The sequence below is a fragment of the Rathayibacter sp. AY1D5 genome, assembly GCF_002932515.1.
Taxonomy (GTDB): domain Bacteria; phylum Actinomycetota; class Actinomycetes; order Actinomycetales; family Microbacteriaceae; genus Rathayibacter.
This window is the reverse complement of record NZ_PSVU01000003.1, coordinates 46322-69870: the sequence shown is the minus strand read 5'-3', so window position 1 is coordinate 69870 and position 23549 is coordinate 46322. Positions and strand designations below refer to the sequence as shown.

Sequence of the window (23549 nt, the reverse complement as noted above, 5' to 3'; positions counted from 1 at the left end):
TTCACCGTCGGCGGAACGCACGACGCTCCACGGAACGCCCCCACCTCGCTGAGCCGACCGCGCCGGGCCGGGCAGGGACCGGCCCGGCAATCGAACTCAGAACCAGTCGGATTCCCGGACGGCCTTCATGGCGGCGCGGCGGTCGTCCTTGGAGAGGCGGTCGAGGTAGAGGCGTCCGTCGAGGTGGTCGCATTCGTGCTGGAGGGCCTGGGCCATGAGGCCGTCGCCTTCGAGGACGATCTCGTTGCCGTCGAGGTCGGTACCGCGGACCTTCGCGTGCGGGTAGCGGATCGCGGGGTACCAGAGGTTCGGGACGGAGAGGCAGCCCTCGTCGACCGGTTGCGGGTCTCCGCTGAGCTCGATGATCTCGGGGTTGAGGATGTAGCCGATGACGCCGTCGACGTTGTAGCTGAAGGCGCGGAGGTTGACGCCGATCTGGGGGGCTGCGACGCCGGCGCGTCCGGGCGGGCGGACGCTGTCGACGAGGTCCTCGACGAGGCCGCGGACGCCGGCGTCGACCGTCGCGATGGTCGTGGACGGGGTCTTCAGCACCGGGTCCCCGAAGATGCGGATCTGGCGTTCGGTCATGTGGTGCGCTCCCTCAGGGCCTCCTCCGCGCTCAGGAGGGCGTTCTCGACGACTTCGCTCGCTGCGGGGTGCGGCCAGTACTGGCTGCGGGCGAGTCCGCGGATGCCGGTGCCGGCGCTGGCGGCCTGGACGAGCGGCTGAATGAGGATACTGGCCTGCGGCCCGATGATGTGCGCGCCGAGGAGGGTGCCGTCGAGTCCGACGACCAGGAGGCAGGCGCTGGAGTCGTCCTCGAGCGCCCAGCCGAAGGCGGTGGAGCCGTACTCCTGGGTGACGGTGACGACGTCCAGGCCCTGGTCCCGCGCTTCGGCCGCGGTGAGCCCGAAGTGGGCGATCTGCGGGTGGGCGAAGATCGCGCCGGGCACCGGCGAGAGGGTGTCGGAGAGCAGCTCTCCCGGGTGCAGGAGGTTGTGCGCCACGAGGCGCGCCTCGTGGTTGGCGACGTGCTTGAGCTGCCAGCGGGACGACACGTCGCCGAGGGCGAAGAGGCCGGGCACGGGGTGTCCGCCGGAGAGGACGCGCTGCTCGGTGTCGACGCTGATCCGGCCGTCCTCGTGCAGATCGATCCCGACGGAGGCGGCGGCGACCGTGTCGCTGTTGGGGTCGCGGCCGAGCGCGACGAGCAGCAGGTCGGTCTCGACCGTCGTGCCGTCGCTGAGGGCGACGCGGAGCCCGTCAGGGCGGGCGTCGACGCTCTCGGCGCTCACTCCGGTGAGCACCGTGTACCGCTGGGCGGCGATCCCGGTGAACCGGCGCGAGACGTCCTCGTCGAGGGCGCGGAGGAGGCGGTCGCCGCGGACGGCGACGGTCACGGCCGTGCCGAAGGAGGAGAAGACGTGGGCGAACTCGACGGCCACCGCGCCGCCGCCGAGGATCAGCATCCGCTCGGGGAGCTCGTCGAGCCGCATGACGGAGGAGGAGTCCTGGATGCGGGGGTCCGGCTCGTACGCGGCGAGGAGCGGCCTGGGCCGCGAGCCGGCGGCCACGACCACCTGCGGCGCACTGATGCGGGCACCGCTGGCGCTGACGAGGACGTGCGGGCGGTCGCCGTCTCCGAGCGACTCGAAGCCGAAGCTCTCGCGGAGGACGGTCACGTTCGGGGAGCGCTGATCGCGGTACTCGAAACCGCCCTCGCTGATCGCGTCGATCCGGCCGAAGACCCGGTCGCGCACCTCGGCCCACTCGGGGCGGCGCAGGCGGGAGTGGACGCCGATCGGGCCGCCCTGGTCGACGTCGGTGACCACGTCGGCGACATGGACGAACATCTTGGTCGGGATGCAGCCGGCGTTGAGGCAGGTGCCGCCGAACCACTCCCCGTCGTCGAGGATCGCGACCCGCAGGCCGTCGAACTCCGGACCGACGATCGAGTTGCCGGAGCCGGCCCCGATGACGATCAGGTCGAAGGCGTCGGTGGACGCGTCGGGTCCGTCGGTGCGGTCCTGGTGCGCGGCGGACGCCGCCCCGGAAGCCCGGGGCTCAGACACGTCGGACCGGCATGCCCTCGACCACGAGCGCGGCGAGCAGGCGTGCGGCGTCCTTCGTGCCCTCGCGCAGCTGCTCCCACTTCACCACGGATCCGGCGGCGAGCACCGGGTCGTAGGGGATCCGGACGATGTCGCGGACGCGGGAGCGGAAGTGCGACTCGATCTCCTCCAGCTTCACCAGGCTCGTGCCCTGCGTCGCCGTGTTGAGCGCGACGACCGCGTTGCGCACCAGGGCGCCGTAGCCGTTCGCGTCCAGCCAGGTGAGGGTCTCGGAGGCCAGGCGGGCCTCGTCGACGCTGCCGCCCGAGACGATCACCACCGTGTCGGCGCGCTGCAGCGTGGGCCGCATCACCGAGTGCACGATGCCCGTGCCGCAGTCGGTGAGCATGATCGAGTAGAAGCGCTCGACCAGGTCGGCGACCACGTTGTAGTCGTCCTCGTCGAAGGCCTCGGAGAGCTGCGGGTCGGTGTCGGAGGCGAGGACGTCGAGGCGGGTCTCGTCGCGGGAGACCATCGTCGAGAACTCGGTGAACCCGGTCACGCCGGCCGCGCGGTTCACGACGTCGCGGACGGTCGCCCGCGTCTGCTTGGGGACGCGCTCGGCCAGGGTGCCGCGGTCGGGGTTCGCGTCGACCGCGATGATGCGGTCCTCGCGCGCGTCGGCGAGGGCCATGCCCAGGAGCGTCGTGACCGTGGTCTTGCCGACGCCGCCCTTGCGGGTCATGACCGGGACGAAGCGGGTGCCGCCCTCGAACTGCCGGCCGATCCGCTCGTCCATCGCCTTCCACGCCTTCACCTTCGCGGAGTCGCCGAGGTTGACCGTGTGGAAGGTCAGGCCGTAGAGGAAGCGGTGCCAGCCGCCCGTGGGAGCGGGACGGGTCTTGCGGTTGACCTCTAGCAGCCTGTCCGGGGTGAGCATCGACGCCGACTCGGGGACGGCGGCGCTCGGCGCGGACGGGGCGGGAGCGACGCTCGAGGACTCGGCGCGGAGGCGGTCGCGGCGCGTGGGGACGGCGGCGGGCTCCCCCGCGGACTCGGACGCCGCGGGCTTCTCGGCGGACTCCGCTCGGGCGGGGATCCCCGCCGAGACCGGTCCGTTCGCGCCGGACGGGTGAGCGGGAGCCGGTGAGGGGGTCGGAGCAGGACTCGGCTCCGGGGGCACGAGAGCGTGCGAGCGCGAGGGCGGCAGGCCGAGGCGGCCGACGTCGATCGCGTCCTCGTCCTCGACCGGAGCAGGGGCGGTGGAGCGGCGCCGCGGGCCGGGCGGGGTGATCCGCACGCCGTCGGGCAGGAGGGTCGGAGCGGTGTCGCTCGCTCGCGGGGAGTACTGACCCGATTCCCGAGCCGCGTCCATGGCGGTCCGCGGCGTGGGACCGGTGCCGGTGTCGGGCTGTTCGTCGTTGCGCTCATCCATGCGAACGAGCCTCCTTCCGCTCAGGACGAGTGTACCGGCGGGCCCGGATCGCGCCGGGCGGCTTGGTCGGAGCGCGCTCCGACTGCTAGTGCGGCCCGCTTCCGGAGACGGCGCGGACGGCGCGTGCAGCGAACGGTTAGGTTCTGCCGCCCGGAGGAACGTAAAGTAGTCAGCCATGCATGTACTCAGCGTGAGCTCCCTCAAGGGCGGCGTCGGCAAGACCACGGTGACGCTCGGCCTTGCATCCGCGGCGTTCTCGAAGGGCCTGCGAACGCTGGTCGTCGACCTCGATCCCCAGTCCGACGTGTCGACCGGAATGGACATCAACGTCGCCGGCCACCTCAACATCGCCGACGTCCTGACGTCGCCGAAGGAGAAGATCGTCCGCTCGGCGATCGCCCCCTCCGGCTGGACCAAGGAGCACCACGGCACGATCGACGTGCTGATCGGCAGCCCCTCCGCGATCAACTTCGACGGGCCGCACCCCAGCATCCGCGACATCTGGAAGCTCGAGGAGGCCCTCGCGAGCGTCGAGGCCGACTACGACCTCGTGCTGATCGACTGCGCCCCTTCGCTCAACGCCCTGACCCGCACGGCCTGGGCCGCGAGCGACCGCGTCGCCGTCGTCACGGAGCCGGGCCTGTTCTCGGTGGCCGCCGCCGACCGGGCGCTCCGGGCGATCGAGGAGATCCGCCGCGGACTCAGCCCGCGCCTCCAGCCGCTGGGCATAATCGTCAACCGCGCCCGCGTCCAGTCGTTGGAGCACCAGTTCCGGATCAAGGAGCTGCGCGACATGTTCGGGCCGCTCGTCCTCAGCCCGCAGCTCCCGGAGCGCACCTCCCTCCAGCAGGCGCAGGGCGCGGCGAAGCCCGTCCACGTCTGGCCCGGGGAGAGCGCCCAGGAGATGGCGCACAACTTCGACCTGCTGCTCGACCGCGTCATCCGCACCGGACGCATCGGCGAGCAGGTCCCCGCCGCGACCTAGGGCCGGCGGGTCCGCCGGACTTCTCCGGCTCGAGGTCTCGGGACGCGGGCGATGCTCGGTGCCCGAGGAGTGCCAGGGACGGCGCCGGCGGACGCTCGGCGTCGGAGTTCAGCGCGGACTCTCGATGCGCGGGCGGAGCCCATCGTCGGATCCGCAGGGCGGGACACGGACGGAGCCCGTCATCGGACCCGCATGCTAGCGGGCGTGATCGGCGGGGAGCTCGCGTCCGGCGGACGGTTCACGCGGGCGGGGCCCGCCATTCGACCAGCACGGTGAGACTCGGGTGGCGCCCGTTGCTCGCACAGCACGGCTGCAGGCGGGTCCGCTCCTGACCAGTTGAGCGCGCGGAGGAGACCCGGGAGTCCCCGGAGCAGCGGCCGACCCGCGAGGGGTGGGCGGTCAGCCGACGCGGCGGGAGGCGCGGCGCTGGGCGAGCTCGTCGCCCGGGTCGACCGACTGGTGGTCGAGCTCGACGAGGCTCGACTCGACCTCGCGGAGGACCTTGCCGACGGCGATGCCGAAGACGCCCTGGCCGCGGCTGAGCAGGTCGATGACCTCGTCGTTCGAGGTGCAGAGGTAGACGCTCGCGCCGTCGCTCATCAGGGTCGTCTGCGCGAGGTCGTCGACCCCGGACTCGCGGAGCTGGTTGACCGCCGTGCGGATCTGCTGGAGCGAGATCCCGGTGTCGAGCAGGCGCTTGACCAGCTTCAGCACGAGGATGTCGCGGAAGCCGTAGAGGCGCTGCGTTCCGGAGCCGGACGCGCCGCGCACGGTGGGCTCGACGAGCTCGGTCCGCGCCCAGTAGTCGAGCTGCCGGTAGGTGATCCCCGCGGCGCGCGCCGCGACGGCCCCGCGGTAGCCCGCGTCGGCGTCGAGCTCGGGCAGTCCGTCGGTGAACAGGACGAGGTCGCGCTGGCCGCTGACGTCGCGGCTGACTTCTCTCATCCCTGTGCCTCTCGGATCCGGACGCCGGATCCTCCGAACGCGCTCCCTACCGTACCGACCGGCGCAGGCCGAGTAAACGACATCGGCCTCGGCGCCGCGGCGTGTCGCACGGGCCGCCCGACGGCCGGCGGCGCGGCCCTCACGAGCGGGCGATCCGCGAGAGGGCGCTGCGCACCATCGCCCCGCGGATCGTGCCCAGCTGGGTCGCGAGCCCCACCGCGTTCTCGGCAGCGCCGGCGGAGCCGGACGCCTCTCCGCGGCGGGCGCTGGAGGCGACGACGCTCTCGATGAGCGACATCTCGCGCTCGACGGCGACGCGGAGCGGTCGGAGATGGCGGGGCTCGATACCGGATCGGCCGAGGTCGACGAGCGCCTTGAGCGTCGTCACGGCCTCGTCCCCGAACACGTCCCCGCCCCGCACGAGCCCGGCGGCGATGGCCTCCTGGACGAGAGCGGGCGTGGCACCGGACTCGGCCGCGAGGCCCTCGCGGGTCAACCGCGTGGCGGGGCCGAGGAGCGAGGCGCTCGGACCCCCGACACCGGCCGGCAGGGCGGGCTCGCGTCCGGCGTCGATGTCGTCGAGGTATCCGCGGATGACCTTGAGGGGGAGGTAGTGGTCGCGCTGCAGAGCGAGGATCATCCGGAGCCGCTCGACGTCGGAGCCCGAGAACTTGCGGTAGCCGGAGTCGGTGCGGGCCGGCGAGACGAGCCCCTGCTCCTCGAGGAAGCGCAGCTTGGACGGGGTGACGTCCGGGAACTCACTGGTCAGCCTGGCCAGCACCTGCCCGATGCTCAGCAGAGCGGCGGAGCCGGTGGGGAGGGCGCGCGCGGAGGAGCGGCCCACGGCTCACGCGTCCGGAGCGGCGACGAGGTCGGCGCGGGACGCGTAGAAGGTGAGTCGGAACTTGCCGACCTGCACCTCGGAGCCGTCGGTGAGGATCGCGGACTCGATCCGGACCCCGTCGAAGTAGGTGCCGTTCAGGGAGCCGAGGTCGTGGACCTCGAACGCCGTGCCGCGGCGGACGAACTCGGCGTGCCGGCGCGAGACCGTGACGTCGTCGAGGAAGATGCCCGCGTCGGGGTGACGGCCGACCGTCGTGGAGTCGGTGTCGAGGAGGAAGCGGGCGCCGGTGTTCGGTCCGCGGCGCACGACCAGCAGCGCGGATCCCGAGGGCAGAGCCCCGACGGCCTCGGCCTCCTCGCGGGACGCGCGGTTGTCGAGAGCGGCGAGCTGGGCACCGATGTCGTCGGTGAACGTCAGAGTCGTCTCCGTCGACGGCTCACCGGGAACGGAATTGTGCTGGGCGGATGATGCTCCACCGACGGGCTCGACCAAGACGTACCTCCTATCAGGTCAGCGTATCCGAATCGTGACCCTCGTCGGACCCCTGAGCACCTGTGCGGACCCCCAGGACGAGGTCCCGCGTCTGGACGGCGTAGACGATCCCGGCCCACCAGTAGAGGAACGCGCCCCACAGCGCGAAGGCCCAGGCGATGGGGAGCGAGGCGGGCGCGAGGGCCGGGAACGCCTGCCCCAGCATGATCAGCGGGAGCGCGTAGAAGAGGCAGAAGGTCGCGAATTTCCCCAGGTGGTGCACGGGAAGCGGTCCGTAGCCGTTGTTCGCCAGGACGACCGCCAGGACCACGAGCATCAGGTCGCGGGCGAGCAGCACGGCGACCAGCCACCAGGGCACCAGTCCGCGGGCCGCGAGGCCCAGGACGGTGGCGAAGATGTAGAGGCGGTCGGCGGCCGGATCGAGGACGCGGCCGAGGCGCGTCATCTGGTCGAAGCGGCGCGCGATCCAGCCGTCGAGGTAGTCGGTGAGGCTCGAGACCACGAGGGTCAGGAGCGCGAGCGCGTCCTCGCCGAGGACCACGAGCACGAGGAACACCGGCACCAGGGCGAGGCGCACCAAGCTGAGGACGTTCGGGACCGTCCAGATCCGGTCCTCACCGGTGCGCGCCATGCGCCCAGCCTAGGCGGGGCGCACGGCGGCGTGGTCAGCGCTTGTCGCGCCAGACCCGCTCGAACGGCAGGCGCCAGGCGTGCGGCGCGATCAGCTGGTGGATGGCGTTCGGCCCCCAGGAGCCGGGCGCGTAGAGACGGACGGGCGGCGGATCCTGCAGGAGCGGCGCGGAGACCTCCCAGAGCCGCTCGATGCCCTCCGCGGTGGTGAACAGCGTGTGGTCTCCGCGCATCGCGTCGAGGATCAGGCGCTCGTAGGCCTCGAGCGCGTCGCCCGCGCGGTCGGTCTCCTGGAGCGCGAACTGCATGCTCAGCTTGTCGAGCCGCATGCCGGGACCGGGGCGCTTCCCGTAGAACGAGAGCGAGACCTTCGAGGCGTCCGCCAGGTCGAAGGTGAGGTGGTCCGGGCCGTGGGCACCGACTCCGGAGCCCTGCGGGAACATGCTCTTCGGGGGCTCGCGGAACGCGATCGAGATGATGCGCTGGCCCTCGGCCATCCGCTTGCCGGTGCGGAGGTAGAACGGCACTCCCGCCCAGCGCCAGTTGTCGATCTCGCACTTCAGCGCGACGAAGGTGTCGGTCTCGGAGTCGGCGGCGACGCCCGGCTCGTCGCGGTAGCCGATGTACTGGCCGCGCACCACGTTCTCGGGGTTCAGCGGACGCATCGAGCGGAAGACCTTGTTCTTCTCCTCGCTGATGGCCTGGGGCTCCAGCGCGGTCGGCGGCTCCATCGCCATGAACGCCAGCACCTGGAAGAGGTGGGTGACGACCATGTCCTTGTAGGCGCCGGTGGACTCGTAGAACTCGGCGCGGCGGTCGAGAGTCAGGCGCTCGGGGATGTCGATCTGGACGTGATCGATGAAGTTGCGGTTCCAGATCGGCTCGAAGAGGCCGTTGGCGAAGCGGAAGGCCAGGATGTTCTGCGCCGGCTCCTTGCCGAGGAAGTGGTCGATCCGGAAGATCTGCTCCTCGCTGAAGGTCTCGTGGAGCTCCGCGTTGAGGACGACCGCGCTCTCGAGGTCGACGCCGAACGGCTTCTCCATGATGATCCGCGAGCGCTCGACCAGCCCGGCCTCGGCGAGCATCCGCACGACGGAGAGCGCGGCCCTGGGCGGGACGCTGAGGTAGTGCAGCCGGCTCACGTCCGGGCCGAGGACCGCCTCGGCGTCGGTCACGGCGGCGGCCAGCGCGGCCGGGCCCGCGGACTGCGGGACGTAGCGGAGCTTGGACGCGAACTCGTCCCACTGCGCCGGCGTCAGGGAGCGGCTCCCGAACTCGTCGTAGGCCAGCTTCGCGAAGGCACGGAACGAGGCGTCGTCGTGCTCCTCGAGCGAGGTGCCGACGATCTGCAGGTCCGGTGCGAGGGAGGAGAGCGCGAGGTGGGCCATCCCCGGGATGAGCTTGCGCCGGGCCAGGTCGCCGACGGCGCCGAACAGCACGACGACATGGGGTGCCGCCTGCTCGGTCTGGACGGCTGGAGCGGGGGGTGCGGTTGTCACGGTCACCCCTCGATCATTCCAGTTCGGATCGTGACGCAGGCGTCATGTGCTCGATACGCACCGCCGCTAAGGTCTCTCCCGTGCATCCGTTCTCCGACGCGTCCGCCGCGACCGCAGCACCCGCCTCCGCCACCGCCCCCTCCTCCGCCGACGGGACGACCGCGCCTCCGCTCGACGAGAGGATCCGCGCCGACGTCCACCTGCTGGGCGAGCTGCTCGGCCAGGTGCTCCGCGAGTCGGGCGAGCCCTCCCTCTACGAGGACGTGGAGCGCCTGCGCGCGCTCACGATCAGCGCCTACGACAGCGGCGACGCCGCCGGGACCGCGGAGGCGGAGGAGTTCGTCGCCTCGCTCACGCTCGAGCGCGCCGAGGAGGTCGCCCGGGCGTTCACCTGCTACTTCCACCTCGTCAACGTGGCGGAGGAGTTCCACCGCGTCCGCGTGCTGCGCCGGCGCGAGGCCGACGCCGGCGCGCAGTCGCCCGAGGACTCGATCCTCGCCTCGATGCGCCGGCTGACCGGGGAGCTCGGGGAGGACGAGGCGTTCGCGCGCCTGTCCCGACTGGAGTTCCGCCCGGTCCTCACGGCGCACCCGACCGAGGCGCGCCGCCGCGCAGTGGCCTCGACCATCCGCCGCATCAGCGACCTGCTCGAGCAGCGCGACGACCCGCGCATGGGCGGCGTCGTGCTGGTGGAGATCCGCCGCAAGCTGCTGGCCGAGGTCGACACGCTGTGGCGCACCGCTCCGCTGCGCGAGTCCAAGCCCACTCCTCTCGACGAGGTGCGCACCGCGATGAGCGTCTTCGACGAGTCGCTGTTCTCGGTGCTCCCCCGCGTCTACCGCCGCCTCGACGACGCTCTGCTCGGCGAGGGCTCGGGCACCCGGGCTCCGGTCGCACCGGCCTTCGTCCGCCTGGGCACCTGGATCGGCGGCGACCGCGACGGCAATCCCTTCGTCACCGCCGAGACGACCCTCGCTGCGGTGGACATCGCCTCCGAGCACGTCCTCATGGGCCTCGAGCGGGTCGCCCGCCGCGTGGGCCGCGCGCTGACCCTCGACGCGTCGACCACTCCCCCGTCGGCCGCCGTCGAGGCGCTCTGGGCCTCCTGCGTCGAGCGGGCTCCCGAGCTCGCCGCCGACATCGCCGAGCGCTCGCCCAACGAGGCGCACCGCCGCGTCCTGCTCTTCGCGGCCGAGCGCCTGGCCGCGACCCGGTCCGAGGGGCCGCTGGCCTACTCCGCCGCCGCCGAGCTGCTGGCCGAGCTGCGCACCCTCCAGGAGTCCCTGGTCGAGGCCGAGGACGTCCGCGCCGCGTACGGCGACCTCCAGGACTTCGTCTGGCAGCTCGAGACCTTCGGCTTCCACCTCGCCGAGATCGAGGTGCGCCAGCACTCGAAGGTGCACCGCGAGACGATCGCCGCGATCCGCGCCGGCGAGGAGCTCGACGAGCGCGGCCTCGAGGTCCTGTCGGTGTTCCGGGCGATCGCGAAGGTCCAGGAGCGCTTCGGCACCGACGCGGCGAGGCGGTACATCGTCTCCTTCACACAGTCGGCCGACGACCTGCGGACGGTCTTCGAACTGGCCGAGGCGGCGACCGACGGCAAGCCGCCGATCATCGACGCGGTCCCGCTCTTCGAGACCTTCGCCGACCTCGACGCCTCGACCGACATCCTCGCCGAGATGATCCGCCTCCCCCAGGTGCAGGCGCGCCTCGCGGCCACCGGCAACCGGCTCGAGGTGATGCTCGGCTACTCCGACTCGTCGAAGGACGTCGGACCGGTCTCGGCGACGCTCGCGCTCTACGACGCGCAGGCGCGCATCGCGCAGTGGGCGGCCGACGAGGGCATCGTGCTCACGCTGTTCCACGGGCGCGGCGGAGCGCTCGGCCGCGGCGGCGGGCCGGCCAACCGGGCCGTCCTCGCGCAGCCGCCCGGATCGGTGGACGGCCGCTTCAAGCTGACGGAGCAGGGCGAGGTCATCTTCGCCCGCTACGGCAACCCGGACATCGCCACCCGGCACATCGAGCAGGTGGCGGGAGCGACGCTGCTCGCCTCCTCCCCCGCGGTCGGCGAGCGCAACGCGGGCGCCGCGGAGCGCTTCGCCGAGGTGGCGGCGACGATGGACCGCGAGTCGCGCCGCCGCTTCTTCGAGCTCGTGAAGGCCGACGGCTTCGCGCCGTGGTTCGCCCGGGTCACCCCGCAGGAGGAGGTGGGCCTGCTCGCCCTCGGCTCGCGTCCGGCCCGCCGCGGCCTCTCCGTCGAGTCGCTCGAGGACCTGCGAGCGATCCCGTGGGTCTTCGCCTGGACCCAGGCCCGCGTCAACCTGACCGGCTGGTTCGGGCTGGGCAGCGCGCTCGAGGCCGTCGGCGACCTCGACCTGCTCCGCGAGGCCTACGCCTCCTGGCCGCTGTTCACGACGATGGTCGACAACGTCGAGATGTCGCTCGCGAAGACCGACGAGGGCATCGCCCGCCGCTACCTCGCCCTCGACTCCCGCGACGACCTCGCCGGACTCGTGCTCGACGAGATGGCGCTCACCCGCCGGTGGGTGCTCTCGATCACCGGCGAGGAGAGCCTGCTCACGGGCCACCGCGTGCTCGGCCGTGCCGTGCGCCTGCGCACCCCGTACGTCAACGCGCTCTCGCTCCTGCAGCTGCGCGCACTGAAGGCGCTCCGCACCGACCCGGGCGGATCCGGGACGGAGCAGAACCAGCGGCTGCTCCTGCTCGCGGTCAACGGAGTCGCGGCGGGGCTGCAGAACACCGGCTGATCCCGGCTCGGAACGACGGAACCCCCGGCGGCCTCACGGCTGCCGGGGGTTCTCGTGCGTCTGCGGGCGCCTCCCGCCTGCGGAGCGGGTCGAGGCGCCGGGCGGATCAGGCCTGCGGGGCGGCGCCGGCCTCCTGAGCGGCCTTCGCCTCCTCGTACTGGCGGCGCACCTCGACCATGTCGAGGCCGCGGACCTGCTCGATCAGGTTGTCGAGCGCGGGGGCGGGCAGGGCGCCGGGCTGAGCCATCAGCGGGATGCCGTCGCGGTACACCACGAGGGTGGGGATGGAGGAGATGCCGTAGCTCGCGGCGAGCTGCTGCTGGTCCTCCGTGTCGACCTTCGCGAAGGTGATGTCGGCGTTCTTCTCGCTCGTGGCCTCGAAGACCGGAGCGAACTGCTTGCACGGGCCGCACCAGTCGGCCCAGAAGTCGATGAGGACGATGCCGTCGGCGATCGTCTGGTCGTGGGAGTCGAGGGTCATCGCAGTCGTAGCCATGGGGGATGCAACCGGGTGCCCCCGCGGCCTATTCCCGGGCGGGATCGAGGAGGTCGAGCAGCGACCTCGGACCGACCACGGCGGCCCCGAGCGCCTCGACGCGGGCGGCCAGTCCACGGTCGGCTGTCACGACGACCGCGGTCTCGAGCGCGCCGACCAGCTCGACGATCGCGTCGTCGCCCGAGCCGTCGGCCGCGTGGACCGTCAGCCGCTCCGTGAGAGCGCCCGCCTCCGGACGGGCGGCGCGCGCCACTCCCTCGAGCACCACGGCGATGCGCGGCCAGACCGTGTCGGCGTCGATCCCCAGGAGACGGCCGGGGACGCCGGCCTCCGCGAGGCGGGCCAGGGAGGCGAGGAGGCGCTCCGCGGCGCCGGCGCGGTCGCGCCACCAGCCGTCGGGGCGTGAGCCGACCACGTTGGCGGCGTCCACGACGAGCACTGGGATCGAGGAGCCGAGCGCGCGCAGGCCCGGCCAGGCCGCCCCGAAGCCCGGGTGCAGCGGCAGGGAGGCGACGTCCTCGGGGGCGACCCAGCGCAGCTCGGTGCTCTCGGCGTCGCTGATGCGGGGAGCGAAGTGCTCGCGGGACTCGGCCAGGACGGTGGAGTAGCTCCACGGTCCGATCACGACGACGCTGGAGAGCACGGGCAGGATCAGGTCGGCGGGGACGCCCGCCTCCTCCTCCGACTCCCGGAGGGCCGCCTCGAAGGCCGTCTCCTCGGGGTGACGGGCGCCGCCGGGCAGCCCCCAGGTGTCCCCGAAGTGGCTCCAGCTGACGCGGTGCTGGAGCAGGACGCGTCCCGACGGATCGCGCAGGAGGAGGCCGGCGGCGCCGAAGCGTCCCCAGAAGCGGCGTCCGTCGCCGATCTCGACCCAGCCGTCGCCGAGCGACGCGTCGAAGGGGTGGCGCGGGAGCACGGCGTCCGCGCCGGGGTCCTCGCTGGTCATGCCCTCCAGCCTCCCACACCGCGCCCGCCGCACCCGACCCCGACGGGCTGGCAGAATCGGACGATGCGCCGCTCGAGACCCCTCCGCCTCGCGACGCTCGCCTGGCTCGCGCTGATCGCCCTGATCACGCTGACGCCCGCGCCCTACCCGGCCGGGGAGCCCAACGCGCTGATCCGCGGGATCATCGCCTTCCTCGCCTCCACGCCGCTCACCGGCTGGTTCGACTTCGACGTGGCGGAGTTCACCGCGAACGTGCTGCTCTTCGTGCCGCTCGGTGCGCTGATCGCCGCGCAGCTGCCGGCGGGGCGCCGCCTGTGGGCCGCCGCCATCGGGCTCGGGGTGTCGGCGGCCGTCGAGACCGCGCAGCTGCTGTGGCTGCCGACCCGCGTCTCCGACGTGCAGGACCTGGTCTCGAACGGCAGCGGCTCTCTGATCGGCGCCCTGCTGACGATCGCGCTGCTCCGCTTCTCCCCCCGCCGCCGCTTTCGGAAGGACCGCACCGCCCATGCCCGCTGAGACCCTCGTCGTCCTCGACCGACCCTCCCTCGACGCCGAGGCGCACTCGCCGGGAGGACCCGCGCACCGCATCGATCCGAGCGGGCGCGGCGATCTGGACGTCACCGACCTCGGCTTCACCCGCGGCGACGGCGTGTTCGAGACGATCAACCTCGTCGACGGACGGCTGCAGGCGCTCGACGCGCACCTGGACCGCTTCGAGCGCTCGGCCCGGATGCTCGACCTGCCCCGGCCGGACCGGGCCGCCTGGCTCGAGGCGATCGGAGCGGCGGTGGCCGCGCACCCGCCCGTAGACGAGGCGATGGTGAAGACGATCCTGACCCGCGGCGTCGAGGGCGGCGGGCGGCCCACCGGCGTCGTCTTCGTGCAGACCAGCCCGGACTTCGGCCCGGCCCGCCGCGACGGCGTGCGCGTGGTGCTCCTGGACCGCGGGCTGCGCTCCGACGTGCAGTCGACGTCCCCCTGGCTGCTCGCCGGCGCGAAGACGCTCTCGTACGCGGTGAACCGTGCGGCCGCGCGGGAGGCCGCCCGGCGCGGTGCCGACGACGCCCTGTTCGTGTCGAGCGACGGCTACCTGCTCGAGGGGCCGACCTCGAACCTCGTGCTGCTGGCGGGCGGGGAGCTCGTGACTCCTCCGCCGAGCCTCGGGCTGCTGCCCGGCACCACGCAGGCCGACCTGTTCGCGCTCGCGCCGGGCCTCGGCCTCGGGACGGCGGTGCGTCCGCTGCGCGCGGGCGATCTGGAGGCGGCGGACGCGGCGTGGCTGGTCTCGAGCGCGCGCAACGCCGCTCCCGTCCGCGCCGTCGACGGGACCGACCGCCGCGTCGACGCCGACCTCTCGGCCCGGATCAACGCCGCGCTGCTCGCCCGCTGAGCGTCCGACCCTCCTCCGTGGGACGCCCCGCGCCGAGCGCGAACGGCGTCCCGGAGGAGAGAGGGCTCAGGAGAGGCCGTCGACGTCCGCGGGGCCGCGGCTGATCAGTCCGCCGCGGACGTGCTCGACGGTGGGGTCGAGCTGGACCGGATCGCGCTCGTCCGCCGCCTCGTCGTTGATCACGGCCGAGACGATGCCGCGCCAGTCGGTGCCCTCGGCCACGGCGTCCTCGGAGCCGACGCGGCGCGTGACGAACACGGCCTCCGACTCCTCGCCCGCGTGCGAGATGACGGCGAGGACGCCGACGGTGCGACCGCCCGGGTGCTCGATCCGCCACTCCTCGTGCCCGGACGGGACGAGCGAGAACTCCAGGCCCGCGTGCGGGAAGCCGGTGGGGCGCAGCTCGGACGGGGATCCGCTCTGCGGAGGCGCGCCGCGGGTGGGGACCCCGGTGCCCTCGCCGCTCGTCGTGCTCATGCCGACGTCGCCACGGGTTCGCCGGCTCCGGAGCTGTCGTTCGCCGCGACCATGCGGTCGTCGCCGCTCCGCAGCGCGGCGTCCGCTCCGGTGTAGATGCTGTCGTCTCGGTTCATGGGAACCTCCTTGTCGGCGGCCAGTGTAGGACCGCGGGGTGGGTGGCGAGCGGGCGCCGTTCGTAGACTGGGGGGATGCAGATCCCGGTGACCGGTGCCGTGCGGGTGGACGCGTGGCTCTGGGCGGTGCGCATCTACAAGACGCGCTCCGCCGCGACGACCGCTGCCCGGGCCGGCCACATCCGCGTCAACGGCGAGCGGGCCAAGGCGGCGCAGACTGTGCGGGTCGGCGACGAGGTCCGCGCCCGGATCGGCGGCTTCGACCGGGAGCTGATCGTCCGCGGACTCGTGGTCAAGCGGGTCGGTGCGCCGGTGGCCGCCGAGTGCATGGAGGACCGGACGCCCCCGCCGCCACCCCGGGAGTCCGCGCCGGGCGTGATCGTCCGTGACCGCGGAGCGGGCCGCCCGACGAAGCGCGACCGGCGCGACATCGTGCGGCTCCGCGGATTCTGACCGCGCGACCCGGCAGCGGCCTCAGGGGGCGAGCGTGCGCAGGCGCTCCAGGAGCCCCTCCGCCGCCTCGTCGAGGAACCGCTGCTGCAGCTCGTCGCCGACCTGGACGAGGGCGATGTCGGTGAACCCCGCCTCGATGTAGGGCACGAAGCTCTGGGCGAGCTCGTCGAGGTCGGGGCCGCAGGCGATCTGCTCGGCGACGTCCTCCGGGCGCACGAACTGGCTCGCTCCGGCGAAGCCGGCGGGGGTCGGCAGATCGGAGTTGACCGCCCAGCCGCCGGCGAACCAGCGGAACTGCTCGTGGGCCAGCGCCACTCCCTGCTCCTTGTCCGGCGCCCAGCAGATCGGGATCTGGCCGATCGTGCGCGAGGGGGCGGCGTCCGCACCGCGGACCGCGGACCACTGCGAGATCAGCTCGGCGTCGGGCTCGGTCGTGATGAGGTGGTCGCCGATCGGCGCGAAGCGGGCGATCGACTTCTCCCCCGAGACCGCCAGGCCGATCTCGACCGGCGTGTCCGGCAGGTCCCAGATGCGGGCGGAGTCGACGCGGAAGTACTCGCCCTCCCAGGTCACCAGCTCGCCGGTGTGCAGCTCGCGGATGAGGTGGACGGCCTCCTCGAGCATGTCCTGGCGCACGGCGACCGAGGGCCAGCCCTCGCCGACGACGTGCTCGTTGAGGTTCTCGCCCGAGCCGAGGCCGAGCGTGAAGCGGTCGTCGGAGAGGATCGCGAGCGTCGCGGCCTTCTGCGCCACCACGGCCGGGTGGTAGCGGATGGTCGGCGCGGTGACGTAGGTCGTGAGGTCGATGGTCGACGTGGCCTGCGCGACCGCTCCGAGCAGCGTCCAGGCGTAGGAGGCGTGCCCCTGCTCGGTCAGCCACGGCGAGTAGTGGTCGCTCGAGACCGCGAACTCGAAGCCGAGCCTCTCGGCGTCGACCGCGTAGCCCACCAGCTGCTTGGGTCCGCTCTGCTCGGTCATCAGGGTGTATCCGAATCGCACCATGGTCCGTCCTCGTTCCGCTCGTCGTGGGATGCCCGGGGGCACGTCCCATGGTGGGCGGGGCGCCGGATGCGCGCTAACCCCTTGCCCCGGTCGCGAGCGGCGGCTAGCGCGGCGTCAGACGAAGCGGATGCGGTTCTGCACGCGGGTGCGGACCTCGAACGACTCGCCGTACCCGCCGAGCCGCGGGTCGTCCGTGCCGGAGCGCAGCAGCTGCGGCAGCAGCGAGCGGCGGATGACGACGGCGCCCTGGTGCCTGCCGCGCTCGACCTGCTCGAACGGCTGCTCCAGCGCCTCGTCCGGCACGACCACGACGCTCGTCGAGAAGCGGACGCCCAGCTCGCGGCCGAGACGGCGCGCGGCCTTCGCGAGCGAGGCGATCGGCTTCTCGTCCTCGGCGATCCCGGGGCCCTCGAGCTCGCCCTTCCTCAGGCGGACCGGGTCGCCCCAGTCGGCGGAGGTCAGCGCGAGCAGGCCGGCCGGCCCGAGCACGAGGTGGTCGATCTTGAGCCCGCCGTCGCCGACCGCGACGTCGTTCCAGATCGTGTAGGCGATGCCGAGCGCGCCGACGAGCGCGGCCGTCGCCTCCTCGGCCTGAGCCTTCGCGAGCCAGGAGCGGACCTCGCGAGGAGCGGAGCGGACGATCGCCGGGTCGAAGGGGTCCTCGGTCTCGACGCCGCGGCCGAGCCACTCGCGCACCAGGCGCAGGTAGTACTCGCGCGCCGCGCCTCCCGGGTGACCGTAGGAGCGGGCGCGCACGGCCGAGGCGGTCTGCGGGCGCGGTGAGCCGGTGTACGGCGACTGCGGGGAGGACCTCCCGGGGGCGGGAGCGCCTCGGTCGTAGTCGCCGCGGGCGGAGGCGCTGCCGATCCGCTCCCAGGCGAGCTGCACCGCGTGGAACGACGCGGCGTCGCCTCCCGTGTCCGGATGGGTCTCGCGGAGGCGGAGCCGGTACGCCCGGCGGAGCTCGTCGTCGGACGCGGTGGCGGCGACGCCCAGCACCTCGTAGGGGGTGCGGGCGGCGTGGCTGTCGGGCATGTGCTTCCGGGAGGGTCGGGGCGGGGGGTTCCGAGTGTATCGACGCGGGCCGGGCGCCCGGTGGGAGCGCGCACCGCGTCGGCTCGGAACGCGCCGAGCGCCCAGCGGGGGAACGGGCGCCCGGCGGGGGTCAGTGCGCGAGCAGCTCGCGCACCCGCGGGATGACCTGCGTGCCGTAGAGCTCGATGTTGCGCATGATCGCCGGGTGCGGCAGCGTCCCGGCGCTGTACTTGAGGTCGAAGCGGTCGATGCCCAGGGCCTCGACCGTTCGCGCGATCTTCCGGGCGACCGTCTCGGGCGAGCCGAGGTGGATGGCGCCGTCGGGGCCGGCCTCCTCCTCGAAGCGCTCGCGGGTCATCGGGGACCAGCCGCGCTCGCGGCCGATGGCGTCCATCATCGCCTTGTGGTGCGGGAAGTACAGCTCGCGCGCCTCCTCGTCGGTGTCGGCGACGAAGCCGGGCGAGTGCACGGCGACCGGGAGGCGGGGCTGCTCGAGCTGGTCGAGCGCGCGGCCGAAGAGGTCGACGTAGGGGCGGAAGCGGGCCGGCGAGCCGCCGATGATCGCCAGGACGAGCGGGAAGCCGTACCGGGCGGCGCGGACGACCGACTCGGGGCTGCCGCCGACGCCGATCCAGGTGCGGAGGGTGCCGTTGTCGAGGGTCGGGTAGACGCTCTGCTCGGTGAGCGCGGGGCGGGTCGTGCCCTGCCAGGTGACCGGGCCGCCCTGGATCAGGGCGTGGAAGAGGTCGAGCTTCTCCTCGAAGAGGACCTCGTACTGCGCGAGGTCGTAGCCGAAGAGCGGGAAGGACTCGGTGAAGGAGCCGCGGCCGAGGATGACCTCGGCCCGGCCGCCGGAGAGTCCGTCGAGGGTGGCGAAGCGCTGGTAGACGCGCACCGGGTCGTCCGAGGAGAGGACCGTCACGGCGGAGCCGAGGTGGATGCGCTCGGTGCGGGCCGCGATGGCGGCGAGCACGACATCCGGTGCGCTCACGGCGAAGTCGGCGCGGTGGTGCTCGCCGATCCCGAAGAAGTCGATGCCGACCCGGTCGGCCAGGACTCCCTCCTCGACCACGTCGCGGAGGACCTGGCCGTGCGGCAGCGGGGCGCCGTCGGGGCCGGCGGTGACGTCGCCGAACGTGTCGACGCCGAACTTGACTTCATGCATACTCATGGACTTCTGCAACCTCCGGGGGTCGACGGCTATTCCTGCGGGCGGGGTCCGACGTCCCCGGGCAGGAGCGCGTCGGAAGAGACGATCCCCGCCTCGAGCGCCGGCTCGCGGTAGGCGCGCCCGAGCGAGGCGACGGTGTCGTGCGCGTTCAGGCCGCTCGGGTTCGGCAGCACCCAGAGCGGCGCGCCCGCCACGTCCTCCTCCTGCCTGCCCTGCACCGCCCTGCGGCGTCCGAACGCGATCCGGTAGGCGGTGATGCCGACGACCGCGACGGCCCGGGGCCGCACCCGCTCCACGGTGGCGACCAGCCGCTGAGCGCCCTCGCGCAGCTCCTCCGCGGTCAGCTCGTCGGCGCGGGCGGTCGCCCGGGAGGCGAGATTGGTGATGCCGACGCCGCGGGAGACGAGCTCCGCGCGGTCCGCGGCGCTCATCCCCTCGGACACGCGCGGCGCGCGCTCGAGGATCCCGGCCGCGACGAGCGCCGGGTAGAAGCGGTTGCCGGGGTGGGCGAAGTGCGCGCCGGTGGCGGCGGTCCACAGTCCCGGGTTGATGCCGACGAAGAGGAGCCGGACGTCGTCACCCAGCAGGTCCTCGACGGTGCGGTCCTGGAACGCTGCGAGCTCGGCGCGGGTGAACGGCATGCGACCATCCTGCCGCGGCGCAAGTCCTCTCGGCACGGGGTCGCCGGTGCCAGCATGGAGGCATGACGAACGCATCCCAGGACCACCCGATCCAGCACGGCAGCGACGACGCGCAGCTCGACGAGAAGCTGCGCGGCGTGCTGCTGCAGGTCGCCGGCGACGCCGAGCTGCGACCGGAGGAGGACGTCGAGACCCTGCTGCGCCAGCGCCTGCGCGACACGCGGATCTCGATCTCGGACGAGGCGATCCCGGGGCTCGCCAAGCGCATCCCCGGCCTCATGCAGCGCGGGGGCGGCGACGTGAACCCCGGGGCGCACTAGCCCCGAGGGACGGACGCGGGCCGAGCGGCCGCTCGGACCCGCGCCTGCCCGCGCTACTCGGGGACCGCCGGGCCCTTGCGGTGGTGGTCGAACACCAGGCTCGTGCGCGTCGAGGCCACCGCCGGGTTCGCCGAGAGGTTCGAGACCACGAAGTCCCGCACGTCGCTGGAGTCGCGGACCGCGACGTGGATGATGAAGTCCTCCGAGCCGCCGAGGAAGAACACCTGCACCACCTCGGGCAGCGCGCGGATCTCCTCCGCGAAGCGCGTGATCGCCTGGCGCTGGCCGACGCGGATGCTGACGCTGATCAGCGCCTGCAGGGTCAGGCCGAGCGCCGCCGGGTCGAGCTCGGCGGTGAAGCCGGTGATGACGCCGCGCTCGACGAGGCCCCGGACGCGTGCGACGCAGGTCGACGGGGCGATGCCGGCGCGCTCGGCGAGCCGGCTGTTGGGCGTCCGCGCGTCGGCGCGGAGGAGGCGCACCAGGGTCCGATCGACCGGATCCAGGTCGTCGAGGTCGTGCAGATCCTTCGGTGGCATGCGCCCGCTCCCTCACTCCGCCGACGAACCTTCGGCCCGTGCGGTGACTTCCGACCGATCCTGCGGAGTTCCTCCGCTCCGGGCACGATCTTCGCACGATGGGGGCAGAGCCGGTGCAGGATCGGCGCCCACCGCCCGCCCCGCGGGCCGCAGCGAAGGAGCCGCCGTGCGCGTCGGGATCCCCACCGAGATCAAGAACAACGAGAACCGGGTCGCCGCCACTCCGGCCGGCGTCCACGAGCTGGTGCGCCGCGGCCACGAGGTCCTCGTCGAGGCCGGCGCGGGCCTGGGCTCGCGCGTGTCGGACGACGACTTCCGCCGCGCCGGCGCCCTCGTCGTCGACGGGCCCGACGAGGTCTGGGGCGAGTCCGAGCTGGTCCTCAAGGTCAAGGAGCCGATCGAGGCCGAGTACCCGCGGATGCACCGCGACCAGGTGCTCTTCACCTACCTCCACCTCGCCGCCTCCCGCCCGTGCACCGATGCGCTGCTCGCGGCGGGGACGACCTCCATCGCCTACGAGACGGTCCAGCTGGACGACCGGCGGCTGCCGCTGCTCTCGCCGATGAGCGAGGTCGCCGGGCGCCTGTCGATCACGGTCGGCGCCTACCACCTCATGAGTGCCGTCGGCGGACGGGGCACGCTGCTCGGCGGGGTCCCCGGCACTCCGAAGGCGAAGGTCGTCGTGATCGGCGGCGGCACGGCCGGCGAGCACGCCGCGGCGAACGCCCTCGGCATGGGGGCCGACGTCACGATCGTCGACCTCTCGCTCCCCCGCCTCGCGCAGCTCGAGAACCGCTTCCAGGGCGCGATCCAGACCCGCGCCTCCTCGGCCTACGAGATCGCCGCGCAGCTGGCCGACGCCGACCTCGTGATCGGATCCGTCCTCATCCCGGGCGCCAAGGCGCCCAAGCTGGTGACCGACGAGATGGTCGCCACGATGAAGCCGGGCTCGGTGCTGGTCGACATCGCGATCGACCAGGGCGGCTGCTTCGAGGGCTCGCGTCCGACCACGCACGACGACCCGGTGTTCCCCGTGCACCGGAGCGTCTACTACTGCGTCGCGAACATGCCCGGCGCCGTCCCCGAGACCTCGACCCGCGCGCTCACCAACGCGACGCTCCCCTACGCGCTCGCGCTGGCCGACCGCGGGTGGCGGGCCGCCCTGGCCGCCGACCCGGCGCTCGCCCGCGGCCTGAGCACCCACGACGGCCGGGTGACGAACACCGCCGTCGCCGCGGCCTTCGACCTCCCGGCCGTGCCGGTGGAGTCGCTGCTGCTCTAGGCGCCCGCGGGCGCGAGGCCGAGCCCCCCGAGGATCTCGGCGATCTCCTCCTCCGGAGCGCCGCCCACGTCGACCGTGACGTGGAGCTCGTCGTCACCGAGGGGCTCGAGCGCCTCGAACTGCGAGTCGAGCAGCGTGGTCGGCATGAAGTGGCCGACCCGCGAGGCGAGCCGCCCGGCGATCCGGTCCCTCGATCCCGCGAGGTGCGCGAAGACGAGGTCGTCGCGGCGGAGGACGTCGCGGTAGCGGCGGCGCAGGGCCGAGCAGGTCACGACGACCGAGCCGCCCGCGGCGATCCGCTGGTCCACCACGCGGGCGATCTCGGCCAGCCAGGGCGCCCGGTCCTCGTCGGTCAGCGGGATGCCGGCGTGCATCTTGTCGACATTCGCCTGCGGGTGCAGGTCGTCCCCCTCGAGGAACTCCCAGCCCAGTCGGCGCGCCAGGAGCGACGCGACGGTCGACTTGCCGCTGCCGGAGACGCCCATGACGACGACGGCGCGGACGGGGACGGTGGGAAGAGCGGTCATCAGATACCTCCTACGAAGAGACCGATCAGGAGGACCCCGGCGAGCCCGGTCACCGAGACCAGGCACTCCATCACGGTCCAGGTCTTGAGCGTCTGGCCGATGCTGAGCCCGAGGTACTCCTTCACCAGCCAGAACCCGGCGTCGTTGACGTGCGACAGGAACACCGAGCCGGCGCCGATCGCGAGCACCATGAGGGCGACCATCGGCCCGTCCATGGTCTCGGTCAGCGGCTGGAGGATCCCTGCGGCGGTCACGGTGGCGACGGTCGCGGAGCCGGTGGCGACGCGGATCACGACGGCCACGAGCCAGGCGAGCAGCAGCGCCGAGGCGCCGCTCCCCTCCGCGAGCTGGGCGACCACCCCGCCGATCCCGGTGTCGACGAGGACCTGCTTGAAACCGCCGCCCGCGCCGACGATGAGCAGGATGCCCGCGATCGGCGGCAGCGAGCTCGAGAGCGAGGCCTGCAGCTCGGTGCGGTTCATCCGGCCGCCGCGGCCGAGCAGGACCAGACCGGCCAGGAGCGCGGTCCCCAGCGCGATGGTCGGCGTGCCGAGGAAGTCGAGGGCGCCCTTCCAGGCGTCCGTGGAGCCCGGGGCCGCGATGTCGGCGATCGCCTTGCCCAGCATCAGCACGACCGGCAGCAGGATGCTCGCGACGGCGGCGGCGAAGCCCGGGCGGTGCTCGCGCGTCTCGCCCGCGCCCTCGCCGAAGAGCGGCGGCGTCTCCACCGGCGCCCAGCGGGCGGCGACCCGGCCGAAGAGCGGGCCGGCGACGACGACGGTGGGGATCGCGACCAGGACGCCGAACGCGAGGGTCACGCCGAGGTTCGCGCCGAGCGCGTCGATCGCGACCAGCGGTCCGGGGTGGGGCGGGACGAGGCCGTGCATCACCGAGAGGCCGGCGAGCGTCGGGATCGCCACCTTCATCAGCGGCAGACCGCTCCGGCGGGCGACCAGGATCACGACCGGGATCAGCAGCACGAGCCCGACCTCGAAGAACATCGGCAGCCCGATCAGCGCGCCGACGAAGCCCATCATCCACGGCAGCGCGCGAGTGCTCGAGCGGGCGATGAGGGTGTCCACGATGCGGTCCGCGCCGCCCGAGTCGGCGAGGAGCTTGCCGTACATCGCGCCGAGGCCGATGAGGATGCCGACGCCGCCCATGGTGTTGCCGAACCCCAGCGCGAAGCTGGCGACCGCGTCCGCCGCCGCCAGCCCCGCGATCAGGCCCGTCGTCAGCGCTCCGATCAGCAGGGAGACGAAGGGGTGCAGCTTCAGCCAGGTGATCAGCACGACGATCACGCCGATGCCGACGACGGCGGCGAGGATCAGCTGCCCCTGCCCGGCGGTGGTGGCGGGGGCGTCCCCGGCGGCGGCGCGGAGGGCGGGGAGGAGGGTCGGTGTCATGAGCGTCCTTGGTCGAGCCGACGGCCAGCGGCCGGCTTTTGTCCGACATAACCTGCGTGTGTCCCGATCATGCCCGAAGATCGGCCGGGGCGCGACTCC

General features: G+C 73.2%; 25 protein-coding genes. 7 read left to right on the top strand and 18 right to left on the bottom strand.

Annotated features, from left to right (window positions below; translation table 11 throughout):
* Window positions 1-96: 96 nt before the first annotated feature.
* The 3 genes from def to C5C82_RS01785 are packed head-to-tail and all read right to left on the bottom strand — an operon-like array spanning window position 97 to window position 3486.
* Window positions 97-588 carry a peptide deformylase gene (gene def, locus C5C82_RS01795; RefSeq protein ID WP_104295639.1) on the bottom strand — a complete coding sequence of 164 codons (492 nt, stop codon included), beginning with the start codon at window positions 586-588 and terminating at the stop codon, window positions 97-99.
* A complete protein-coding gene (locus tag C5C82_RS01790; protein WP_104325456.1) occupies window positions 585-2072 on the bottom strand; it encodes a mycothione reductase in 1488 nt (495 codons plus the stop codon). The genes def and C5C82_RS01790 overlap by 4 nt, the downstream gene beginning before the upstream one ends.
* The gene (locus C5C82_RS01785; protein WP_258062898.1) at window positions 2065-3486 is read right to left on the bottom strand and encodes a MinD/ParA family protein; all 1422 of its coding nucleotides are present in this window, start codon (window positions 3484-3486) and stop codon (window positions 2065-2067) included. The genes C5C82_RS01790 and C5C82_RS01785 overlap by 8 nt, the downstream gene beginning before the upstream one ends.
* A gap of 175 nt (window positions 3487-3661) precedes the next feature.
* Here C5C82_RS01785 and C5C82_RS01780 point away from each other — a divergent pair, with 175 nt between their 5' ends.
* Window positions 3662-4471 (top strand): ParA family protein, encoded by an 810-nt coding sequence (locus C5C82_RS01780; protein ID WP_104222576.1) that lies wholly within the window; start codon window positions 3662-3664, stop codon window positions 4469-4471.
* A gap of 399 nt (window positions 4472-4870) precedes the next feature.
* Here the strand turns inward: C5C82_RS01780 and C5C82_RS01775 are convergent, their stop codons facing one another.
* From C5C82_RS01775 to zwf, 5 genes are all read right to left on the bottom strand, one after another.
* On the bottom strand, window positions 4871-5416 hold the full coding sequence (locus tag C5C82_RS01775; protein WP_104222575.1) for a MerR family transcriptional regulator: 546 nt from the start codon (window positions 5414-5416) through the stop codon (window positions 4871-4873).
* A 139-nt stretch (window positions 5417-5555) separates the two neighbouring features.
* On the bottom strand, window positions 5556-6260 hold the full coding sequence (locus tag C5C82_RS01770; protein WP_104222574.1) for a MerR family transcriptional regulator: 705 nt from the start codon (window positions 6258-6260) through the stop codon (window positions 5556-5558).
* A gap of 3 nt (window positions 6261-6263) precedes the next feature.
* A complete protein-coding gene (locus C5C82_RS01765; RefSeq protein ID WP_104222573.1) occupies window positions 6264-6752 on the bottom strand; it encodes an FHA domain-containing protein in 489 nt (162 codons plus the stop codon).
* A 13-nt stretch (window positions 6753-6765) separates the two neighbouring features.
* Window positions 6766-7383, bottom strand: coding sequence for a CDP-alcohol phosphatidyltransferase family protein (locus C5C82_RS01760; RefSeq protein ID WP_104295637.1), 618 nt, complete (start codon window positions 7381-7383; stop codon window positions 6766-6768).
* A gap of 34 nt (window positions 7384-7417) precedes the next feature.
* Window positions 7418-8881 (bottom strand): glucose-6-phosphate dehydrogenase, encoded by a 1464-nt coding sequence (gene zwf / locus C5C82_RS01755; RefSeq protein ID WP_104225448.1) that lies wholly within the window; start codon window positions 8879-8881, stop codon window positions 7418-7420.
* Between the two features lie 44 nt (window positions 8882-8925).
* Between zwf and C5C82_RS01750 the strand changes: the two genes are divergently transcribed.
* Window positions 8926-11649: a phosphoenolpyruvate carboxylase gene (locus C5C82_RS01750; RefSeq protein ID WP_104222571.1), complete on the top strand. Its 2724-nt coding sequence runs from the start codon at window positions 8926-8928 to the stop codon at window positions 11647-11649.
* A 106-nt stretch (window positions 11650-11755) separates the two neighbouring features.
* On the opposite strand, the gene trxA is transcribed toward C5C82_RS01750, so the two are convergent.
* Window positions 11756-12145: a thioredoxin gene (gene trxA, locus C5C82_RS01745; protein WP_104225382.1), complete on the bottom strand. Its 390-nt coding sequence runs from the start codon at window positions 12143-12145 to the stop codon at window positions 11756-11758.
* Between the two features lie 28 nt (window positions 12146-12173).
* On the bottom strand, window positions 12174-13091 hold the full coding sequence (locus C5C82_RS01740; protein ID WP_104295636.1) for an NUDIX domain-containing protein: 918 nt from the start codon (window positions 13089-13091) through the stop codon (window positions 12174-12176).
* A gap of 63 nt (window positions 13092-13154) precedes the next feature.
* Here C5C82_RS01740 and C5C82_RS01735 point away from each other — a divergent pair, with 63 nt between their 5' ends.
* Together C5C82_RS01735 and C5C82_RS01730 are read left to right on the top strand one after the other, a co-directional pair.
* The gene (locus C5C82_RS01735) at window positions 13155-13607 is read left to right on the top strand and encodes a VanZ family protein (protein WP_104295635.1); all 453 of its coding nucleotides are present in this window, start codon (window positions 13155-13157) and stop codon (window positions 13605-13607) included.
* Entirely contained in the window at window positions 13597-14481 is an 885-nt protein-coding gene (locus C5C82_RS01730; protein ID WP_104295634.1) for an aminotransferase class IV, read from the top strand. Before C5C82_RS01735 ends, C5C82_RS01730 begins: the two co-directional genes overlap by 11 nt.
* 66 nt (window positions 14482-14547) lie before the next feature.
* On the opposite strand, the gene C5C82_RS01725 is transcribed toward C5C82_RS01730, so the two are convergent.
* The gene (locus C5C82_RS01725; protein ID WP_104354518.1) at window positions 14548-14958 is read right to left on the bottom strand and encodes a hypothetical protein; all 411 of its coding nucleotides are present in this window, start codon (window positions 14956-14958) and stop codon (window positions 14548-14550) included.
* A gap of 191 nt (window positions 14959-15149) precedes the next feature.
* On the opposite strand from C5C82_RS01725, the gene C5C82_RS01720 reads away from it, so the two are divergent.
* Window positions 15150-15527 carry an RNA-binding S4 domain-containing protein gene (locus tag C5C82_RS01720; RefSeq protein ID WP_181072827.1) on the top strand — a complete coding sequence of 126 codons (378 nt, stop codon included), beginning with the start codon at window positions 15150-15152 and terminating at the stop codon, window positions 15525-15527.
* A gap of 21 nt (window positions 15528-15548) precedes the next feature.
* On the opposite strand, the gene C5C82_RS01715 is transcribed toward C5C82_RS01720, so the two are convergent.
* The 4 genes from C5C82_RS01715 to C5C82_RS01700 form a co-directional block, all read right to left on the bottom strand.
* Entirely contained in the window at window positions 15549-16529 is a 981-nt protein-coding gene (locus tag C5C82_RS01715; RefSeq protein WP_104295632.1) for a TIGR03557 family F420-dependent LLM class oxidoreductase, read from the bottom strand.
* Window positions 16530-16643: 114 nt separating this feature from the next.
* On the bottom strand, window positions 16644-17564 hold the full coding sequence (locus C5C82_RS01710) for a J domain-containing protein (RefSeq protein WP_104292455.1): 921 nt from the start codon (window positions 17562-17564) through the stop codon (window positions 16644-16646).
* A gap of 130 nt (window positions 17565-17694) precedes the next feature.
* Window positions 17695-18729, bottom strand: coding sequence for an LLM class flavin-dependent oxidoreductase (locus tag C5C82_RS01705; protein WP_104225389.1), 1035 nt, complete (start codon window positions 18727-18729; stop codon window positions 17695-17697).
* A gap of 35 nt (window positions 18730-18764) precedes the next feature.
* Window positions 18765-19376 (bottom strand): mismatch-specific DNA-glycosylase, encoded by a 612-nt coding sequence (locus tag C5C82_RS01700; protein ID WP_104222562.1) that lies wholly within the window; start codon window positions 19374-19376, stop codon window positions 18765-18767.
* A gap of 62 nt (window positions 19377-19438) precedes the next feature.
* On the opposite strand from C5C82_RS01700, the gene C5C82_RS01695 reads away from it, so the two are divergent.
* A complete protein-coding gene (locus C5C82_RS01695) occupies window positions 19439-19696 on the top strand; it encodes a hypothetical protein (RefSeq protein ID WP_104222561.1) in 258 nt (85 codons plus the stop codon).
* 53 nt (window positions 19697-19749) lie between these two features.
* Here the strand turns inward: C5C82_RS01695 and C5C82_RS01690 are convergent, their stop codons facing one another.
* Window positions 19750-20235 carry an Lrp/AsnC family transcriptional regulator gene (locus tag C5C82_RS01690; protein ID WP_104222560.1) on the bottom strand — a complete coding sequence of 162 codons (486 nt, stop codon included), beginning with the start codon at window positions 20233-20235 and terminating at the stop codon, window positions 19750-19752.
* 166 nt (window positions 20236-20401) lie between these two features.
* On the opposite strand from C5C82_RS01690, the gene ald reads away from it, so the two are divergent.
* Entirely contained in the window at window positions 20402-21517 is a 1116-nt protein-coding gene (ald, locus tag C5C82_RS01685; RefSeq protein WP_104292453.1) for an alanine dehydrogenase, read from the top strand.
* Here the strand turns inward: ald and C5C82_RS01680 are convergent.
* Window positions 21514-22044: a gluconokinase gene (locus C5C82_RS01680; RefSeq protein ID WP_104225392.1), complete on the bottom strand. Its 531-nt coding sequence runs from the start codon at window positions 22042-22044 to the stop codon at window positions 21514-21516. The two genes, ald and C5C82_RS01680, sit on opposite strands and share 4 nt — an antisense overlap.
* Window positions 22044-23450, bottom strand: a complete 1407-nt coding sequence (locus C5C82_RS01675; protein WP_104354517.1) for a GntP family permease — start codon at window positions 23448-23450, stop codon at window positions 22044-22046. The genes C5C82_RS01680 and C5C82_RS01675 overlap by 1 nt, the downstream gene beginning before the upstream one ends.
* Window positions 23451-23549: the final 99 nt, after the last annotated feature.

Excerpts from the sequence above, each read along its gene's own strand:
- C5C82_RS01705 (WP_104225389.1), bottom strand. The coding sequence starts at position 18,729 with ATGCATGAAGTCAAGTTCGGCGTCGACACGTTCGGCGACGTCACCGCC.
- C5C82_RS01730 (WP_104295634.1), top strand. The coding sequence starts at position 13,597 with ATGCCCGCTGAGACCCTCGTCGTCCTCGACCGACCCTCCCTCGACGCC.
- C5C82_RS01725 (WP_104354518.1), bottom strand. The coding sequence starts at position 14,958 with ATGAGCACGACGAGCGGCGAGGGCACCGGGGTCCCCACCCGCGGCGCG.
- C5C82_RS01715 (WP_104295632.1), bottom strand. The coding sequence starts at position 16,529 with ATGGTGCGATTCGGATACACCCTGATGACCGAGCAGAGCGGACCCAAG.
- C5C82_RS01750 (WP_104222571.1), top strand. The coding sequence starts at position 8,926 with ATGTGCTCGATACGCACCGCCGCTAAGGTCTCTCCCGTGCATCCGTTC.
- C5C82_RS01735 (WP_104295635.1), top strand. The coding sequence starts at position 13,155 with ATGCGCCGCTCGAGACCCCTCCGCCTCGCGACGCTCGCCTGGCTCGCG.
- C5C82_RS01760 (WP_104295637.1), bottom strand. The coding sequence starts at position 7,383 with ATGGCGCGCACCGGTGAGGACCGGATCTGGACGGTCCCGAACGTCCTC.
- C5C82_RS01780 (WP_104222576.1), top strand. The coding sequence starts at position 3,662 with ATGCATGTACTCAGCGTGAGCTCCCTCAAGGGCGGCGTCGGCAAGACC.
- C5C82_RS01785 (WP_258062898.1), bottom strand. The coding sequence starts at position 3,486 with ATGGATGAGCGCAACGACGAACAGCCCGACACCGGCACCGGTCCCACG.
- C5C82_RS01680 (WP_104225392.1), bottom strand. The coding sequence starts at position 22,044 with ATGACCGCTCTTCCCACCGTCCCCGTCCGCGCCGTCGTCGTCATGGGC.
- C5C82_RS01740 (WP_104295636.1), bottom strand. The coding sequence starts at position 13,091 with ATGACCAGCGAGGACCCCGGCGCGGACGCCGTGCTCCCGCGCCACCCC.
- C5C82_RS01690 (WP_104222560.1), bottom strand. The coding sequence starts at position 20,235 with ATGCCACCGAAGGATCTGCACGACCTCGACGACCTGGATCCGGTCGAT.
- trxA (WP_104225382.1), bottom strand. The coding sequence starts at position 12,145 with ATGGCTACGACTGCGATGACCCTCGACTCCCACGACCAGACGATCGCC.
- C5C82_RS01675 (WP_104354517.1), bottom strand. The coding sequence starts at position 23,450 with ATGACACCGACCCTCCTCCCCGCCCTCCGCGCCGCCGCCGGGGACGCC.
- def (WP_104295639.1), bottom strand. The coding sequence starts at position 588 with ATGACCGAACGCCAGATCCGCATCTTCGGGGACCCGGTGCTGAAGACC.
- C5C82_RS01695 (WP_104222561.1), top strand. The coding sequence starts at position 19,439 with ATGACGAACGCATCCCAGGACCACCCGATCCAGCACGGCAGCGACGAC.
- C5C82_RS01775 (WP_104222575.1), bottom strand. The coding sequence starts at position 5,416 with ATGAGAGAAGTCAGCCGCGACGTCAGCGGCCAGCGCGACCTCGTCCTG.
- C5C82_RS01700 (WP_104222562.1), bottom strand. The coding sequence starts at position 19,376 with ATGCCGTTCACCCGCGCCGAGCTCGCAGCGTTCCAGGACCGCACCGTC.
- C5C82_RS01710 (WP_104292455.1), bottom strand. The coding sequence starts at position 17,564 with ATGCCCGACAGCCACGCCGCCCGCACCCCCTACGAGGTGCTGGGCGTC.
- C5C82_RS01720 (WP_181072827.1), top strand. The coding sequence starts at position 15,150 with ATGCAGATCCCGGTGACCGGTGCCGTGCGGGTGGACGCGTGGCTCTGG.